The organism is Nocardia carnea NBRC 14403 (assembly GCF_000308515.1).
In the GTDB taxonomy this organism is placed as follows: domain Bacteria; phylum Actinomycetota; class Actinomycetes; order Mycobacteriales; family Mycobacteriaceae; genus Nocardia; species Nocardia carnea.
Map to the genome: position 1 here is coordinate 1 of NZ_BAFV01000021.1, position 16,305 is coordinate 16,305.

Genomic DNA, 16,305 nt, shown 5'->3' on the forward strand with positions numbered 1-16,305 from the left:
GTTTCGGTATCGCCTATCTCATCGACCGGGCCGTGCGCCTGGCCGCCGGGGCGCTGGGGCGCGATGACACCGACGGAGACCGCGAGACCGGAAGCGAGGTGGGCTGATGCCGCGCTCGCGAGTACAGCTCGCACTGGCCGCGCTGCTGGTGCTGGTGGTTATCGCCTGGTTGTTCACACTGTGATCGGCCCGGGTGGCCGCGGATCCGCACGATCTCGGCGCGGATTCGGCGCGGAAGGGTTCATGATGTCGCGTACCGGTCGCCCGGCGGGGCGCCGCCGGCTGTTCGCCGCGCTGGTCGCATTACCCGTGGTGCTGAGCGCATGTGCGGGTGGTTCCAGTGACGAAGTCGGTGGGGGCGGCGCCGACGGCAGTGGCGGCACGGTCGACCTGTACGCGTACGCGATTCCCAAACCCGGTTACGACGAGGTCGTGCCGGTGTTCAACGAGACCGAGGCGGGCGAAGGGGTGGAGGTGCGCCAGTCCTACGGCGCCTCCGCGGACCAATCCCGCAAGATCGCGCGCGGCGCGCCCGCCGATATCGTGAGCTTTTCGCTCGAACCCGATATCACCCGGCTGGTGGATGCCGGGCTGGTGGACCCGGACTGGAATGCCGGCGCCACCCGCGGTATCCCGTTCGGTTCGGTGGTCACCCTGGTGGTACGGGCCGGTAATCCGAAGAACATCCGCGGCTGGGACGATCTGCTGAGACCGGATGTCGAGGTCGTCACCCCCAACCCGTTCAGTTCCGGTTCCGCGAAATGGAACCTGCTGGCGCCTTATGCCGCGGCCAGTGATGGTGGGCGCGATCAGCAGGCCGGGATCGATTTCCTGGATCAGATGCTGGACCGGGTACGGGTGCAGCCGAAATCCGGCCGGGAGGCCACCGAGACCTTCCTGCAGGGCACCGGTGATGTGCTGATCAGCTACGAGAACGAGGCGATTTTCGCCGAACGGCACGGTGACCCGGTGGAACATATCGTGCCGGAAACCACGTTCCGGATCGAGAACCCGGTCGCGGTGCTCGAACATGCCCAGCATCCGGAGAAGGCGCTGGCGTTCCGGGATTTCCTCTATACCCCGGCCGCGCAGCGGGCGTGGGCCGACGCCGGCTTCCGCCCGGTCGATCCCGGGGTCGCCGCCGAGTATGCCGCGGAGTTCCCGGAACCGGCCACGCAGTACACGATCGCCGACCTCGGCGGGTGGGAAACGGTAGAGGCCGAACTGTTCGCTCCCGAGTCCGGTGCGATCGCCGTCGCCTACGACAACTCGACCGAGTAGCCGGGTGACCCGGACCACACGCGATACTCGATACTCGTGACCGAACACAGCCCCGACACCGAACCCGCGCCCGCCGCGGCCGCGGCGCGCGCCGAACCCACTCGCCGCCCGCTGGGCTCCTGGCTGCGGTTCACCGGTTCGGTGGGCCCGCTCGGTATCGCCACCGCCATGCTCTGGCTGAGTGTGATCGTGCTGCTACCGCTGGCCGCGCTCACCTTCAGCGCCTTCGACGACGGCTGGTCGGGATTCTGGGGCGCGATCACCGACCCGCTGGCACTGGCCTCGCTACGGGTGACGGTGCTGGTATCCATCGTGGTGGCGTTGCTCAACATCGTCATGGGGACCTTGATCGCCTGGGTGCTGGTACGCGACGACTTCCCCGGCAAGGGCATGGTCAACGCGTTGATCGATCTGCCGTTCGCGCTGCCGACCATCGTCGCCAGTATTGTGCTGCTCGCGCTGTACGGGCCCAAGAGCCCGATCGATATCCATCTGAATGCCACCCAGCCGGGGCTGGTGGTCGCGCTGGCCTTCGTCACCCTGCCGTTCGTGGTGCGGTCGGTGCAGCCGGTACTGATCGAGGCCGATCGTGAGGTCGAACAGGCGGCGTTGTCACTGGGCGCGGACAACTGGACCACGTTCCGGCGGATCGTGCTGCCCACCCTGGCGCCCGCGATCATCAGTGGCGGCGGGCTGGCCTTCGCCCGGGCGATCGGCGAGTTCGGGTCGGTGGTGCTGATCGGCGGCAATATTCCGCGCGATACGCAGGTGGCCTCGCAGTACATCCAGCAGCAGATCGAAATCGACCGGCCGGTGAATGCGGCGGCGGTATCGGTGGCGCTGCTGGTGATCGCGTTCGTCGTCCTGCTGGTACTGCGGGTGTTCGCCGAGCGGACGGCCCGGAAGGAACGCGAGGCCCGATGAAACTGTCCACACCCAGCCGGGTGAGTCTGCGGGTAGTGGCGCTCGGCTATCTGTTCGTGCTGCTGGTCCTGCCGCTGGGGATCATCCTGTACCGGGCGTTCGAGCACGGTATCGGCGCCTTCATCGACCAGATCAGCACGCCGGCCGCCATCTCCGCCTTCAACCTGTCCATGATCATCCTGGTCATCGTGGTGCCCGTGAACGTGGTCCTCGGAGTGGTGATCGCGCTGGCCCTGGTGCGCGGGAACTTCCCCGGCCGGCGGTTGCTGCAGGGGCTGGTGGACCTGCCGTTCGCGGTCTCACCGGTGGTGGTGGGTGTTGCGCTGATCATGCTGTGGGGTGTGGGCGGCTGGTTCGGGGCGATCGCCGAATGGGGTTTCCCGGTGATCTTCGCGCTGCCCGGGATGGTGCTGGCGACCATCTTCGTGACCATGCCGTTCGTGGTGCGCGAGGTGGAACCGGTCCTGCACGAGATCGGTGACGATCAGGAACAGGCGGCCGCGACCCTGGGCGCCTCCCGCTGGCAGACCTTCTGGCGGATCACCGTCCCCGCCATCCGCTGGGGCCTCACCTACGGTGTGGTGCTCACCGTCGCCCGTGCGCTCGGCGAATTCGGTGCGGTGATCATGGTGTCGTCCGGTTTCCCCGGTGTCTCGCAGACACTCACCCTGCTGGTGCACGAACGCTATATCAACGATCACAACGATTTCGGCGCCTACTGCGCCGCAGTTCTGCTGATGGGTCTCGCACTCATCACCCTGCTGTTGATGACACTCCTGGAACGTAAGCGGGACGTGTCATGACCGTGCACGCCGGAGGCCGCCCATGATCACCGTGACCAATGCGCGCAAGAACTACGGTTCTTTCGCCGCCCTCGACGATGTCAGCCTGGAGATCCCCTCCGGCGAGCTGACCGCGCTGCTCGGCCCCTCCGGTTCCGGTAAATCGACCCTGCTGCGGTCGATCGCCGGACTGGAGAACCTCGATTCGGGTGTGGTCACCATCAGCGGTCGCGATGTGACCCGGGTGCCGCCGCAGAAGCGCGATATCGGGTTCGTCTTCCAGCACTACGCGGCGTTCAAACATATGACGGTCCGCGACAATGTGGCCTTCGGCCTGACCATCCGCAAACGCCCCAAGAACGAGATCGCCAAACGAGTGGACGAACTGCTGGGCATCGTCGGGCTCGACGGTTTCCAGCACCGCTATCCGGCGCAGCTCTCCGGTGGCCAGCGCCAGCGGATGGCGCTGGCCCGCGCACTCGCCGTGGATCCCCAGGTCCTGCTGCTGGACGAACCGTTCGGTGCGCTGGACGCGAAGGTGCGCGCGGATCTGCGCACCTGGCTGCGGCGCCTGCACGAAGAAGTACATGTGACCACCGTGCTGGTGACCCACGACCAGGAGGAAGCCCTCGACGTCGCCGACCGGATCGCGGTGATGAACGCCGGCCGGATCGAACAGGTCGGCAGTCCCGAAGATGTCTACGACCGGCCGGCCAGCGAATTCGTCATGACATTCCTCGGTGCGGTGGCGCGGTTGAACGGCCATCTGGTGCGGCCGCACGATATCCGGGTGGGCCGGGATCCGAGTATGGCGCTGGCCGCCTACGAGGGCACGGCGGAATCGGCGGGGGTCACCCGGGCGACGATCGAACGGGTGGTGCGGCTCGGGTTCGAGGTCCGGGTGGAGATGCGCAATGCCGCCACCGGGGATCTGTTCGTCGCCCAGGTGACGCGCGGTGATGCCGAGGCGCTGCGGCTGGCGGAGGGGGAGACCGTCTACGCCCGCGCCACCCGGATCCCGGAACTGCCGGTCGCCTAGGACCCACACAGCCGCTCCGGCAGCGCGCGACAACTCCCGTCGGTCGCGGCATGCGATGTGAAATCCGCGCGCCAGGTCGATGGGCCGGCGGCAGTGATTCGGGCCAGGTTCTCGTGCCGGGGTCGCAACGGTGGTCCGGCTGGTGCAGGATTCGTGCGAGCCCACGGTGCCGAGGCGGGCCCGCGCAGGTTCCGGCCGCGCGGTTATCCGGCGAATCGGCAACTACCTGTGACCGGATCTCCTGCCGAAGCTGGACGGGCAAGGCCCGGGGTCCTCGGCAGAGATAGTTCTCCGAGCGTTGACAGCTTGCGTCATTATATGTGTTGAGCTGCGGTGATGTCTTTCGAGTATCGACTGTTATCCCGGTGTCCCGAACGTCGTGTTGACGTACCCCGACTTAGCTGTAACTATGGGAAACAGTTAAGCCGGAATCATTGACGAGAGGCATGACGATGACGTCTTCAGCCACCACGGTCTCCGACGACCAGCTGGTCGCTCAGGCCCAGGAGTACGCGGAAAAGCTGCTGCTGCTGTCGGAAGGCTCGGTCAACCGGCATTTCGACCCGTTCGAAGATATCGACTGGGATCACCCGGACTTCGACGTGAACGCACGGCCGGAACGCTGGATCCTGCCCGTTTCCGCCGACACCCTGGGCCGCCACCCCTGGTACCGGGCGCTGTCGGCCGAACAGAAGATCGAACTCGGCAAATATCGCCAGGCCAATGTCGCCAAGGTCGGGCTGCAGTTCGAGGCCATCTTGATCAGCGGCATGATGCAGCATGTCTTCGGGCTGCCCAACGGTGACCCGGAGTTCCGCTACTGCTCCCACGAGATGATCGAGGAGCACAACCACACCCTGATGTTCCAGGAGATGGTGAACCGGATCGGCGTCGACGTACCCGGAATGGGTCCGCTCGTCCGCCAGCTGCGCCACCTCGCGGTGCCCGTCGCGGTCGCCTTCCCGAACCTGTTCTTCATGGCCGTCCTGGCCGGGGAAGAGCCCATCGACCACATCCAGAAGGACATCCTGCGCTCCGGCGAGGAAGTACACCCGATCATGCGGGGCGTGATGGCCATCCACGTGGCCGAGGAAGCGCGGCATATCTCCTTCGCGCACGAATTCCTCAAACAGCACGTACCGGAATCCTCGCGCCGCAACAAGTTCATCCTGTCGCTGGCCATGCCGCTGATCATGTGGATCCTGGGTCGCGCCATCGCGACCCCGCCCAAAACCTTCTTCGAGGAATTCGATATCCCGAAGAGCGTGCGCAAGGAGCTGTTCTACGGTTCCCCCGAGGCGAAGCAGACCTTCAGCGACTACTTCGGTGATGTGCGCGCCCTGGCACACGACATCGGGCTCATGAACCCGGTCGCCAAGCGGGTCTGGAAGATGCTGGGCATCGCCGGGCACACCACCCGGTACCGTTCCGAACCGCTGCGCGCCGTGCCCGGCGCCGCTGCCTGAGCGACGGGTCTACTCGATGCCCTACGTCGTCACCCAGTCGTGCTGTAGCGACGCGTCCTGCGTCTACGCCTGTCCGGTCAACTGCATCCATCCCACCCCGGACGAACCGGATTTCCGGACCGCGGACATGCTCTACGTCGACCCGGCCGCCTGCGTGGACTGCGGCGCCTGCGCCTCGGCCTGCCCGGTGGATGCCATCACCTCGTCGAAGAAGCTGACCGACGAGCAGAAGCCGTTCATCGAGATCAACGCCGACTTCTACCGGCAGTCCCGACCCCGTCCGATCCTGGCCCAGCCGGTTCCGGCTCCGCCGATCGATACCGCCGGCCGCGGCCCGCTGCGGGTCGCGGTGGTCGGCTCCGGGCCCTCGGCCATGTATGCCGCGGACGAACTGCTCACCCAGCCCGATGTGCGGGTGACCGTATTCGACCGGCTGCCGGTTCCCTACGGTTTGGCCCGCTACGGTGTGGCACCGGATCACCGGAAGACCCGCAAGGTCGCCGACCTGTTCGACGTGATGTCGCGGCAGCCCGGATTCGGGTCGTACTTCGATATCGAGGTCGGCAAACATATTTCGCACGAAGAACTGCTCGCGTACCACCATGCGGTCGTGTACGCAGTCGGTGCCACTTCCGACCGTAAGCTCGGTATCCCCGGTGAAGGTTTGGCGGGGAACGTCTCGGCCACCGATTTCGTGGCCTGGTACAACGGGCATCCCGATCATGTCGACGACGATTTCGATCTGTCCCAGCGCCGGGTGGTCGTGGTCGGCAACGGCAATGTCGCGCTCGACGTGGCCCGGATCCTCACCACCGATCCGGAAGAGCTGGCCGGTAGCGATATCTCGCCGGTCGCGCTCGAGGCACTGCGGCGTAGCGAAGTACGTGAGGTCGTGGTGCTGGGCCGGCGCGGTCCGGCCGAATCGGCCTTCACCGTCCCGGAGTTCGTCGGGCTGCTGGGTTCCGATGTGGATATCGCGATCGAGGGTGACCTGCCGCCGCTCACCGGCGATCTGTCGTACCAGGTGGAGCAGAAGCTGAAATTGCTGCACCGGGTGGCCGATCGGCCGTTCGGGCAGCGCCGCCGGATCGTCTTCCGCTACCAGAGCGCGCCGAGCCGGATCCTCGGACCCGACGCGGTCACCGGTCTCGAAGTGGACCGCACCGAGCTGGTTGCCGGCGACGACGGCCGGGCCCGTGCGGTGGCCACGGGCGATATCGACCTCCTGGAGACCGGGCTGGTGCTCACCTCGGTCGGCTACCGCGGCGTGCCCACACCCGGCCTGCCGTTCGACGAGCAGCGCGCGATCATCCCGAACCGGGCCGGCCGGGTGCTGACAGGTCCGGAAGGCGATGTCTTCCCGGGTGCGTATGTGACCGGCTGGATCAAGCGCGGCCCCACCGGGTTCATCGGCACCAACAAATCCTGTGCTCAGGAAACCGTGCAGCAGCTGGCCGACGATTTCAACGCCGGCCGGCTGGCCGAGCCCGCGGGCGGCGCGGAGGCGTTCGACCGGCTGTTGCGGCAGCGCCGGCCGCAGGTCCGGGCCGCGGGTGCGGTGACCCGCACCGCCAAACCGGTGCGCCGCTTGTTCGCTCGTACCTGAGGCAACCCGTCAGCTTCCGCCCGTCCGGTATCGCACCGGGCGGGCGGTTTTCGTTTGCGCGGAGTGAATTCGACCTGAGTAGCTATTGATCGGTTACCGATTGGTAGCCATGCCTGGACGCACGTCCGGATGTCAGTGGGGGTTACTTGAGGACACATCGGCGGACAGTGGTGTGTCCCTGGGGGTTTCTATCGAATTACCAGTTCAGAGGTAATTTTCGGGGTAATGGAAAATTGAACTGCCGGTTTGTTTTCCGGCCGTTATTCGGGGAGTTGTTCCGTAACTTCATCTTTCATCGCCGATTATTCGATTTATTCCGGCCATTGCAGCTAACCTGTGGTCGCTGTTTGGAAAACGACCGCGCCCATGGCTTTTTCGCAGGACGTGGTCTCGGTGCGTTGACGGGATGGCAAATGACTTCAGGGCTGGGTATCAGTATCGGCACGGTGAACGTTGTCTCGGCGCGGGTCGCCGAGCACGACGCCCGGCCGATCGTGCGGACACGGCGGACGGCTGTCGGATTCGACAACCGCGGTACCGCGCGGCTCGGCGGAATCACCCGATTCTCCACGGCGGTCAGCGAATTCGCCGACCTGGGCCGCGACCCGGAATCGGTCTACGTCGACGGCCGGATCTGGGCGCCGGCCAGCATCTTCGCCTCGGTGGTACAGGGGCTGGTCGCCGCCGAACCGGCGGCCGGAGTGGTCGCCACCCATCCGGCCGGGTACAGCGCCAAACAACTCGACCTGCTCCGGCAGAGTCTCGACCTCGCCGGTGTCGGGCATGTCCAACTGGTTCCGGAACCCGTGGCCGCCGCGCATTGGCTCGATACCGAACACGGCCCGCTGGATACCGGATTCGTCCTGGTCTACGACCTGGGCGGGAACAGTCTCGATGTCGCGGTGGTACGCACCGGGATGGACTGGCCGGATCATCCCGTGGTCGGAAAACCGGTGCGATCCTACGATTTCGGTGGCCGCCCACTCGGCGCGATGATCGCCCGCTGCGCGGGTGACCGGGCGATCGGCCCGGCCGAACCGGGTACCGGCACCGTTTCGCTGATGTCCTTCGTCGACCCCGAAGGCCTGCGCCGCGAACATATCCGCGATTCGCTCGAGGTGGTGCGCGGCGCGGTGCGCTCGGCCGGTGTTGCCCTGTCCGATATCGGCCGCATCCTGGTGGTCGGTGGTGCGTCCCGGCCGCCGCAGGTCGCCGAAACCCTCGCCGAACTGGGATTACCGGTGACGATCGCCGCCGATTCGGCGCAATGCGTGGCGCTCGGCGCCGCCGCCATGGCCGCGGAGAGTGTTCCGCTGGCCGGTTCGTCCCGGGCCAAGCATGCCCCGATCTTCTCCGGTGCCGCCGTATTCTCCGCGGTAGCCATGTCCGCGGCTACCATCCTGGGCAACGGTGCCGCCGATACCGTGGTGCCGGACCGGGACCGGATGCCGCTGCAGACCCCGGGGGCGGTGCTGTACGAAATCCACGGCGAAGCGCAGGTGGAACGCTCCGGCACCGGATGGAGTGTGTCCTACGCGCCGCTCGACAGCGGGCCGCATATCGCCCCCGCCGGGGTATCGCGACCGTACGGGCCTCCGATGCCCGCAACCGCGGCAGCGCCTGCGGACCCGGCACCGGATCGTGATGGCGACCGCAACGACTCGCACACCTCACCCCGCGACCGGCACGCCGACAACGAATCCCGCTACAGCGATCCGGCGCGATTCCAGAACCCGATCCCGTTCGACCCTCCCGATCTCCCGGTGCGGCCCGATCCGGGCCCCGCGGAACCGGAAACTCCCGGAATCGAACTTCCCGGCGGTCCCGACCCGGACGATACGCCCATTGTCGATCCGCCCGGGGGACAGACCGGTGAGGAAACCGATGAGCCGGAGCGGGATCCGGACAACGGCACCGGCCCCGTGCCCGGAGTTCCCGATAACGGCAACCCCGGAATACCGGAGATACCGGGTGGGAACTGGTCCGGTGGCGAGGAAACGCCGGGCGGCAACTGGTCGGCACCGGGCAGCGAATGGTCGGATCCGGGCACCGGATGGTCGGCGCCGGACGGTTCGGGCGATACCTCGGCGCCGGAGTCGGGGGACGACGGATCCGGGGCCGGCAACTCCGGCGGTTCCGGAGCGGATGAATCCGGCGGTTCCGGAACCGGTGCGCCGGGCGGCTTCGGTACGGGAAACACCGGTGGTTACGGCACGGGCGATCCGGGCGGTTACGGAGCAGGTGATTCGGGTGGTTACGGCTCAGGTGACTCGGGTGGCTTCGGTTCGGGTGGCTCCGATGGAGGCGATTCCGGCGGTTTCGGAGGGGGCGGTTTCGGCGGCTCGGACAGCGGCCCGGGCGGGGTCTCCTCCGGCGGATCCGATTCATCCGGCGGCTCGAACAGTGATTCCGGCGGGTTCGGTGGTTTCGGCGGCGGTCGTTCGAGCGGCGGCAATTCGGATTCCGGCGGCTCCGATTCGTCGAAGGGCTCGAAATCCCGGGGCTCCGATTCCGGCGGCTCCAGTTCCTCCGGTAGTGACGGCGGGTCCTCCCGGAGCAAAGGTTCGGGCGGGAAGTCCTCGGGCGGCGGCTCCGACAACTGACCGCACGGCCCACGCGCGAGGAATCTGCCGGTCGCCGCGATGGAGCGGATATGCATATTGTGATCGTGGCGGTATCACCGGCGAACACTGCGACGCGTAACCGAGTGCAGGAAACCGGGTGGTCGATCAGCGGTGTAGTCCCCGGAGCAGATAACGAAATCCAGTGCCGGGGAACCCGGTCCACGGGAGAATCGAGAAGGTGGATGTAGACAGGGAGCCACCGCGACTGATCGCACTGGATGTGGACGGTACATTGCTGAAAACCGGTGCGCCGGTGACCGATCGGGTGGCGGCAGCAGTTCGGTCGGCCGTTGCATTCGGAGCGCATGTAGTGGTGAGTACCGGGCGGACCGTGGTGAGCACCCGGCCGGTACTCGCCGAACTGGGTCTCGTGCGGGGGCACGCCGTCTGCTCGAACGGGGCGGTACATATCGATATCGAAGCGGCCGAGCCCACTGCGGTGCACACCTTCGATCCGCGGCCGGCGGTGACGGCGCTACGGGATCTGTTCCCCGATATGATTTTCACCGCGGAGCAGGTGGGGTCGGGTTTCTGGGCGACCGGAATGAGTCCCGGTGAGTACTACGCCGGTGGGGAATACCTGGTGGTCGACCACCACACCCTGTGCAGTGTGCCCACACCCCGGCTGAACTGCTGGTGGCCCGAGGGCTCGGTCACCGAGATGCACAGTCTGCTGGAAACCCTGGCCGTTCCGAATATCAGCTGGGTCTACGGTGAATTCGGTCCATGGCTCACGATCGCCCGCCGGGGAGTGTCCAAGGGCTGGGCGCTGGAGCAGTTGCGCCGGGCACTGAACATTCCACGCAAAGCAACACTGGCCATCGGAGACGGGTTCAACGACCGGGAAATGTTCGCCTGGGCCGGGCATTCCGTCGCCATGGCGAACGCCCCCGCCGAACTGCACGCAATCGTCGACGAGGTGACCGCCGACGTCACCGCCGACGGAGTGGCCGACGTCCTGGAACGCTGGTTCTGACCGCTGCGCGACAGACCTGCGGGGACCGACCGTCCGCGGGGGAGCGGTCAGGCCGAAAGGGACAGAGTGCGTGAGTTCGCGGAATCGTAGCGGTTCCACACGACCTCGGCGAGCGCGGGATCGGGGCCCAGGACCGCCGTGTGCGGTAGGCCGGTGTCCTCGGCGACCAGGCGATCGGTGAGCAGACCGGGAGCCAGGAACCAGGGAGCTACCAGCAGGTTTTCGGCACCGCGGGCACGTAACCGCTGCACTGCATGCGTCAGTGACGGTTGGGTGGTGGCGAAACATACTTCCGTCGGGTGACCGGTTTGCGCGGCGAATCGACGGGCCAGCCGGGCGGTGGTGCGGTTCGCGGCCGCGGAGGACGAGCCGACCGCAGCCAGCGCGATACCCACCCGGTCGTGTGGCGCAGTCCAGCCGCGGGCAGCGCATGCCGCGCGAACCCGGTTGTCCAGTACCGAGATCAGGCGTGGATCGGCGCCGAGGACATCGGCCTGGGTCAGGTGCAGCCGCGGATGCCGGGCCGCCGCCTCTGCCAGCAGCCCGGGGAGATCGACCCGGGCGTGGAAGGCGCTGCCGAGCAGCAGCGGGACCGCGATGGCCTGGGTTTCCCCGGATTCGGCCACCGAGTCCAGTACCTGCCCGACCGAAGGCGCGTTCAGGTCCAGGAATGCCAGGCGCGCGGGCACGTCCGGGCGGGCCGCCCGGACCTGGTCCATGAGCGTGGCGACGGTGGCGGCAGACCGGGGGTCCCGGCTGCCGTGCGCCACCGCGACCAGCGTGGGGGCCGGCATCAGGCCTCGGTTCCGACCTCTACCGCGCTGAGAACATCCCCGACCAGTCCGGCCGCGAGGGTGTTGCCGCCCGCCGGGTCGATCAGCAGGAAGCTGCCGGTGTGCCGGTTGGTGCGGTAGTCGTCGGTGGCGATCGGTTCGGCGACGCGTACCGAGATGCGGCCGATATCGTTGAGAGACAACGATTCCGGGTTCGGAGCGGCGATCAGGCGCTGTTCGTCGAAGCGTTCGGTGAGCGTGCCCACGATGGCCTGCGTAGTACGGGTGCCGTGTTTGAGCAGCAGCCGCGCACCGGGCCGCAGCGGTTTGTCGCCGAGCCAGCAGACGGTGGCGTCGAAGGTGTCGACCGGCTCCGGGGCGTCGCCGGGGGAGGCGATGGTGTCGCCGCGGGAGATATCGACCTCGTCGGCCAGGATCAGCGTGACACTGCGCCCGGCCTGCGCGACCGCGAGTTCCCCGTCGGGGGTGTCGATCCGTTCCACGGTGGTGCGGATACCGGAGGGCAGCACCACGACCTCGTCGCCCGGTGCCACCGAACCCGCCGCGATCTGGCCCGCGTATCCGCGGTAGTCGGGGTATTCGGGGGTGCGCGGCCGGATCACGTACTGCACCGGGAACCGCAGGCCCACTGCGTGGGTTCCGGAGTTGTCCGCGTCCACCGGCACCGATTCGAGATGCTCGATCAGCGACGGGCCGCTATAGTACGGGGTCTCGTCGGAGCGGGTGGCGATATTGTCGCCGCGCAGCGCGGAGACCGGGATCTCCAGCACATCCTCCTCCGCCCAGCCGAGTGTGCGGGTGAGGTGGGAGAACTCGGCGGAGATCTCGGCGAAAACCTTGCCGGCCGCGGCCTGCCGGGCCTGTTCGCTGGGTTCGTCGACACCGATGAGATCGATCTTGTTCACGGCCAGCACCAGTTTCGGCACCCCGAGCAGTGCCAGCACCGCGGCGTGGCGGCGGGTCTGCTCGATCACGCCTTTACGGGCATCCACCAGCAGGATCACCAACTGTGCGGTGGATGCGCCGGACACGGTGTTACGGGTGTACTGCACATGTCCGGGGGTGTCGGCCAGAACGAAGGAACGTTTCGGTGTCGCGAAATACCGGTAGGCGACATCGATGGTGATGCCCTGTTCGCGTTCGGCCCGCAGACCGTCCACCAGCAGCGAGAGGTCGGGAGTGGACAGACCCTTGTCCACCGAAGCCCGGGTCACCGCATCGATCTGGTCGGCCAGCACGGACTTGGTGTCGTAGAGCAGACGTCCGACCAGGGTGGACTTGCCGTCGTCGACAGAACCGGCGGTGGCCAGCCTCAATAGGTCGGACATATCAGAAATATCCCTCTCGTTTACGGTCTTCCATGGCGGCCTCGGAGACTCGGTCGTCGCCACGGGTCGCGCCGCGTTCGGTCAGCCGGGAGGCGGCGACCTCGGCCAGAATGGCCTCGTTATCGGCAGCGTCGGACAGGATGGCGCCGGTGGTGGAACCGTCGCCGACGGTGCGGTACCGCACCGAACGGGTCTCCAGGACCTCGTCCTCGCGCGGGCCGCCCCAGCTACCGGGCGTCATCCACATGCCGTCGCGCTGGTACACCGGCCGTTCGTGCGCGTAGTAGATGGTGGCCAGTTCTACGTTCTCGCGGGCGATATAGCGCCAGATATCGAGTTCGGTCCAGTTCGACAGCGGGAAGACGCGCACATGCTCGCCCGGTGCGTGCCGGCCGTTGTACAGGTTCCACAGTTCGGGCCGCTGCCGTTTCGGATCCCACTGCCCGAAGGCGTTGCGCAGCGAGAAGATCCGCTCCTTGGCACGGGAGCGTTCCTCGTCGCGGCGGCCGCCCCCGAAGACCGCGTCGAACCGGTTCTCGCTGATCGCGTCCAGCAGCGGCACAGTCTGCAGCGGGTTGCGGATACCGTCGGCGCGTTCGGTGAGGCGGCCGTCGGTGAGATAGTCCTCCACGGCGGCCACATGCAGGCGCAGGCCGTACTTCTCGACCACATGGTCGCGGAATTCGAGAACCTCGGGCAGGTTGTGCCCGGTGTCCACGTGCAGCAGCGCGAACGGCAGCGGCGCCGGCCAGAAGGCCTTCAGCGCCAGATGCAACAGGACGGTGGAGTCCTTACCGCCGGAGAACAGGATCACCGGCCGTTCGAATTCACCCGCGACCTCGCGGAAGATATGGATCGCTTCCGATTCCAGCGCGGCCAGGGTGTCGAAATCCGAGAGGCCGACAGAGCGTTCGGTGATTACGTCGGTCATGATGCGTGCAACCCACATTCGGTCTTGGCGAGCCCGGCCCAGCGGCCGCTTCGCGGATCGGAACCCGGCTCCGGCTTCCGTGTGCACGGAGCGCAGCCGATGGACGGATACCCCTCCTCCACCAGGGGATTGACGAGAATCGAATGCTTTTCGATGTAGTCCTGCATCTCGTCGTCGGACCACGGCGCGATCGGGTTGATCTTCACCAGCCCGAAACCCTCGTCGAAGGAGATGAGCGGAGCGTTCGCGCGGGTGGGGGCCTCGACCCGGCGGATACCGGTGACCCACGCGTTGTACGGGGCCAGCGAATTACGCAGCGGCACCACCTTGCGCAGCCGGCAGCATTCCGCGGCGTCGCGGGCGAAGAGGTCCTTACCCAGCAGTGCGTCCTGCTCGTCGACGGTGTGCTCGGGGCGCACATTCACCACGTTCACTCCGTACACCGCTTCCACGGCGTCACGGGTGCCCATGGTTTCGGCGAAGTGGTAGCCGGTGTCGAGGAACAACACGTCCACACCCGGGCGTACCTGGGCCGCCAGCTGCACCAGCACCCCGTCCTGCATATTCGACGCGACGATATAGCCGCTACCGAAGTTCTCGTCGGTCCAGCGCAGCAGCTCCGCGGCCGTCGCGTCCGGCCCGAGTTCGGCGGCACCGCGTTCGGCCAGGGCCCGGAGTTCGTCGGCGCCCAGTTTGGCAGGCAACTGCTTCTGCTCGGTTGTCACAGTGGGTTCTCCCGTCACCACGCTTGCGGGTTTCATCGCAGATCGGCTTCCTCGGCGCGAACAGCCCATTGCGCGAACCGTTCACCGTCCTCGCGGAGTTTGACGAAGTTGCGCACCACGCGTTCGATGTAATCGCCGAGTTCGGCGCTGGTCACCTTGTGCTGGCGCAGTTTGCGGCCGAAGCTGCTGTCGAGGCCGAGGCTGCCACCCAGGTGAACCTGGTAGCCCTCGACCTGATTCCCGTCGCCGTCGTCCACGAGCTGGCCCTTGAACCCGATATCGGCGATCTGGGACCGGCCGCAGGAGTTCGGGCAACCGTTGATATTGATCGTGATCGGTACATCGAGCTCGGCGTTGATATCGGCGAGCCGCTGTTCGAGTTCGGGCGCCAGCACCTGCGAGCGCTTCCGGGTCTCGACGAAGGACAGTTTGCAGAACTCGATACCGCTGCAGGCCAGCAGATTGCGCCGCCATACCGAGGGCCGCGCCTGCAGGCCCAGCGGTTCCAGTTCGGCGATGAGCTGCTCGACCTTGTCGTCGGCGATATCCAGCACCACGATCTTCTGGTACGGGGTGAAGCGGATCCGGTCGGAACCGGCGCGTTCCACGGCCTCGGCGACCTTCGTGAGGATGGTGCCGGACACTCGGCCGGCGATGGGGGAGAAGCCCACGGCATTGAGACCGTTGCGCAGCTTCTGTACACCGACGTGGTCGATCGGGCGGCTCGGCTGCTCCGGCGCGGGGCCGTCGATCAGTTTCCGCTTCAGGTACTCGTCCTCGAGTACCTGCCGGAACTTCTCGATACCCCAGTCCTTGATCAGGAACTTCAGCCGCGCCTTGGTGCGCAGCCGCCGGTATCCGTAGTCGCGGAACAGGCTGACGACGCCCTCCCACACCTCGGGGACCTCGTCCAGCGGAACCCATGCGCCGACCCGCTGGGCCAGCATCGGGTTGGTGGACAGTCCGCCGCCGACCCACAGGTCCAGGCCGGGCCCGTGCTCGGGATGGTTCACGCCGATGAATGCGACATCGTTGATCTCGTGCACTACGTCCTGCTGGCCCGAGACAGCGGTCTTGAATTTACGCGGCAGGTTCGAGTATTCCGGCTTGCCGATATAACGGCGCACGATCTCCTCGATCGCGGGTGTTGGGTCGATGATCTCGTCGAGCGATTCACCGGCCAGTGGGGAGCCGAGCACCACGCGGGGGCAGTCGCCGCACGCCTCCGTGGTCTGCAGGCCCACCGATTCGATCCGCCGCCAGATCTCCGGGACGTTCTCGATCTCGATCCAGTGGTACTGGATGTTCTCCCGGTCGGAGATATCGGCGGTATCGCGGCCGAACTCGGTGGAGATCTCGCCGAGGGTGCGCAGCTGCGCGACGTTCAGTGCGCCGCCGTCGCAGCGGATCCGCATCATGAAGTACTCGGCTTCGAGCAGATCGATGTTCTCATCGCCGGTCCAGGTGCCGTCGTACCCCTGCTCACGCTGGGTGTACAGGCCCCACCAGCGGAAACGTCCGCGCAGATCGCCCTTGTCGATACTGCTGAAGCCGTTCTTGGCGTAGATGTTCTCGATCCGGGACCGGACGTTGAGCGGGTTGTCGTCTTTCTTGGACTGCTCGTTCGGGTTGAGCGGTTCCCGGTAGCCGAGCGCCCACTGGCCCTCGGCGCGGCGGCGCACCGGTTTACCGGTGCGGGCGCGAGCGGGGCGTGCGGGGGTCTCGCCCTTTGCGGGGGTCTCGGCCTTCGCGGCGGTGGCGGCGTCGGTGCTCGACGTCATGAAGTCGCTCCTGCTGGGTATGGCTTGGGTCCGTGCTGAGGGCGCGAG

The 16,305-nt window shown here is 66.8% G+C and carries 13 protein-coding genes; 8 read left to right on the top strand and 5 right to left on the bottom strand.

From position 1 onward, the window contains the following. Positions 1-246 precede the first annotated feature (246 nt). The 8 genes from ON22_RS07295 (at position 247) to ON22_RS07335 (ending at position 10,698) form a co-directional block, all read left to right on the top strand. Complete coding sequence (locus ON22_RS07295; RefSeq protein WP_086007684.1) at positions 247-1,281, top strand: sulfate ABC transporter substrate-binding protein; 1,035 nt, start codon at positions 247-249, stop codon at positions 1,279-1,281. Between the two features lie 111 nt (positions 1,282-1,392). Next, the gene (gene cysT / locus ON22_RS07300; protein ID WP_255218515.1) at positions 1,393-2,205 is read left to right on the top strand and encodes a sulfate ABC transporter permease subunit CysT; all 813 of its coding nucleotides are present in this window, start codon (positions 1,393-1,395) and stop codon (positions 2,203-2,205) included. Beyond that, on the top strand, positions 2,202-3,008 hold the full coding sequence (gene cysW / locus ON22_RS07305) for a sulfate ABC transporter permease subunit CysW (RefSeq protein ID WP_033244742.1): 807 nt from the start codon (positions 2,202-2,204) through the stop codon (positions 3,006-3,008). The genes cysT and cysW overlap by 4 nt, the downstream gene beginning before the upstream one ends. A gap of 22 nt (positions 3,009-3,030) precedes the next feature. Next, entirely contained in the window at positions 3,031-4,026 is a 996-nt protein-coding gene (locus tag ON22_RS07310) for a sulfate/molybdate ABC transporter ATP-binding protein (RefSeq protein WP_033244743.1), read from the top strand. A gap of 446 nt (positions 4,027-4,472) precedes the next feature. Further along, positions 4,473-5,492, top strand: coding sequence for an AurF N-oxygenase family protein (locus tag ON22_RS07315; RefSeq protein WP_033244744.1), 1,020 nt, complete (start codon positions 4,473-4,475; stop codon positions 5,490-5,492). Between the two features lie 16 nt (positions 5,493-5,508). Continuing rightward, the gene (locus ON22_RS07320; protein WP_033244745.1) at positions 5,509-7,098 is read left to right on the top strand and encodes an FAD-dependent oxidoreductase; all 1,590 of its coding nucleotides are present in this window, start codon (positions 5,509-5,511) and stop codon (positions 7,096-7,098) included. A 413-nt stretch (positions 7,099-7,511) separates the two neighbouring features. Continuing rightward, positions 7,512-9,701, top strand: a complete 2,190-nt coding sequence (locus ON22_RS34440) for an Hsp70 family protein (RefSeq protein WP_051157267.1) — start codon at positions 7,512-7,514, stop codon at positions 9,699-9,701. A gap of 199 nt (positions 9,702-9,900) precedes the next feature. After that, positions 9,901-10,698 carry an HAD family hydrolase gene (locus tag ON22_RS07335; RefSeq protein WP_033245282.1) on the top strand — a complete coding sequence of 266 codons (798 nt, stop codon included), beginning with the start codon at positions 9,901-9,903 and terminating at the stop codon, positions 10,696-10,698. A gap of 47 nt (positions 10,699-10,745) precedes the next feature. On the opposite strand, the gene ON22_RS07340 is transcribed toward ON22_RS07335, so the two are convergent. The 5 genes from ON22_RS07340 to ON22_RS07360 are packed head-to-tail and all read right to left on the bottom strand — an operon-like array spanning position 10,746 to position 16,257. Beyond that, positions 10,746-11,492 (bottom strand): sirohydrochlorin chelatase, encoded by a 747-nt coding sequence (locus ON22_RS07340; protein ID WP_033244746.1) that lies wholly within the window; start codon positions 11,490-11,492, stop codon positions 10,746-10,748. Next, on the bottom strand, positions 11,492-12,820 hold the full coding sequence (locus ON22_RS07345; protein WP_033244747.1) for a sulfate adenylyltransferase subunit 1: 1,329 nt from the start codon (positions 12,818-12,820) through the stop codon (positions 11,492-11,494). Before ON22_RS07345 ends, ON22_RS07340 begins: the two co-directional genes overlap by 1 nt. A gap of 1 nt (position 12,821) precedes the next feature. Next, positions 12,822-13,769 (bottom strand): sulfate adenylyltransferase subunit CysD, encoded by a 948-nt coding sequence (gene cysD / locus ON22_RS07350; RefSeq protein ID WP_174375563.1) that lies wholly within the window; start codon positions 13,767-13,769, stop codon positions 12,822-12,824. After that, positions 13,748-14,512, bottom strand: a complete 765-nt coding sequence (locus ON22_RS07355; RefSeq protein WP_086007683.1) for a phosphoadenylyl-sulfate reductase — start codon at positions 14,510-14,512, stop codon at positions 13,748-13,750. The genes cysD and ON22_RS07355 overlap by 22 nt, the downstream gene beginning before the upstream one ends. Continuing rightward, positions 14,509-16,257, bottom strand: a complete 1,749-nt coding sequence (locus ON22_RS07360; protein WP_033244749.1) for a nitrite/sulfite reductase — start codon at positions 16,255-16,257, stop codon at positions 14,509-14,511. The genes ON22_RS07355 and ON22_RS07360 overlap by 4 nt, the downstream gene beginning before the upstream one ends. Positions 16,258-16,305: the final 48 nt, after the last annotated feature.

What these genes read in the sequence shown, in the direction of transcription:
- ON22_RS07295 (WP_086007684.1), top strand. Translation starts at nt 247, where the DNA reads ATGTCGCGTACCGGTCGCCCGGCGGGGCGCCGCCGGCTGTTCGCCGCG.
- cysW (WP_033244742.1), top strand. Translation starts at nt 2,202, where the DNA reads ATGAAACTGTCCACACCCAGCCGGGTGAGTCTGCGGGTAGTGGCGCTC.
- ON22_RS07310 (WP_033244743.1), top strand. Translation starts at nt 3,031, where the DNA reads ATGATCACCGTGACCAATGCGCGCAAGAACTACGGTTCTTTCGCCGCC.
- ON22_RS07315 (WP_033244744.1), top strand. Translation starts at nt 4,473, where the DNA reads ATGACGATGACGTCTTCAGCCACCACGGTCTCCGACGACCAGCTGGTC.
- ON22_RS07320 (WP_033244745.1), top strand. Translation starts at nt 5,509, where the DNA reads ATGCCCTACGTCGTCACCCAGTCGTGCTGTAGCGACGCGTCCTGCGTC.
- ON22_RS34440 (WP_051157267.1), top strand. Translation starts at nt 7,512, where the DNA reads ATGACTTCAGGGCTGGGTATCAGTATCGGCACGGTGAACGTTGTCTCG.
- ON22_RS07340 (WP_033244746.1), bottom strand. Translation starts at nt 11,492, where the DNA reads ATGCCGGCCCCCACGCTGGTCGCGGTGGCGCACGGCAGCCGGGACCCC.
- ON22_RS07345 (WP_033244747.1), bottom strand. Translation starts at nt 12,820, where the DNA reads ATGTCCGACCTATTGAGGCTGGCCACCGCCGGTTCTGTCGACGACGGC.
- cysD (WP_174375563.1), bottom strand. Translation starts at nt 13,769, where the DNA reads ATGTGGGTTGCACGCATCATGACCGACGTAATCACCGAACGCTCTGTC.
- ON22_RS07355 (WP_086007683.1), bottom strand. Translation starts at nt 14,512, where the DNA reads ATGAAACCCGCAAGCGTGGTGACGGGAGAACCCACTGTGACAACCGAG.
- ON22_RS07360 (WP_033244749.1), bottom strand. Translation starts at nt 16,257, where the DNA reads ATGACGTCGAGCACCGACGCCGCCACCGCCGCGAAGGCCGAGACCCCC.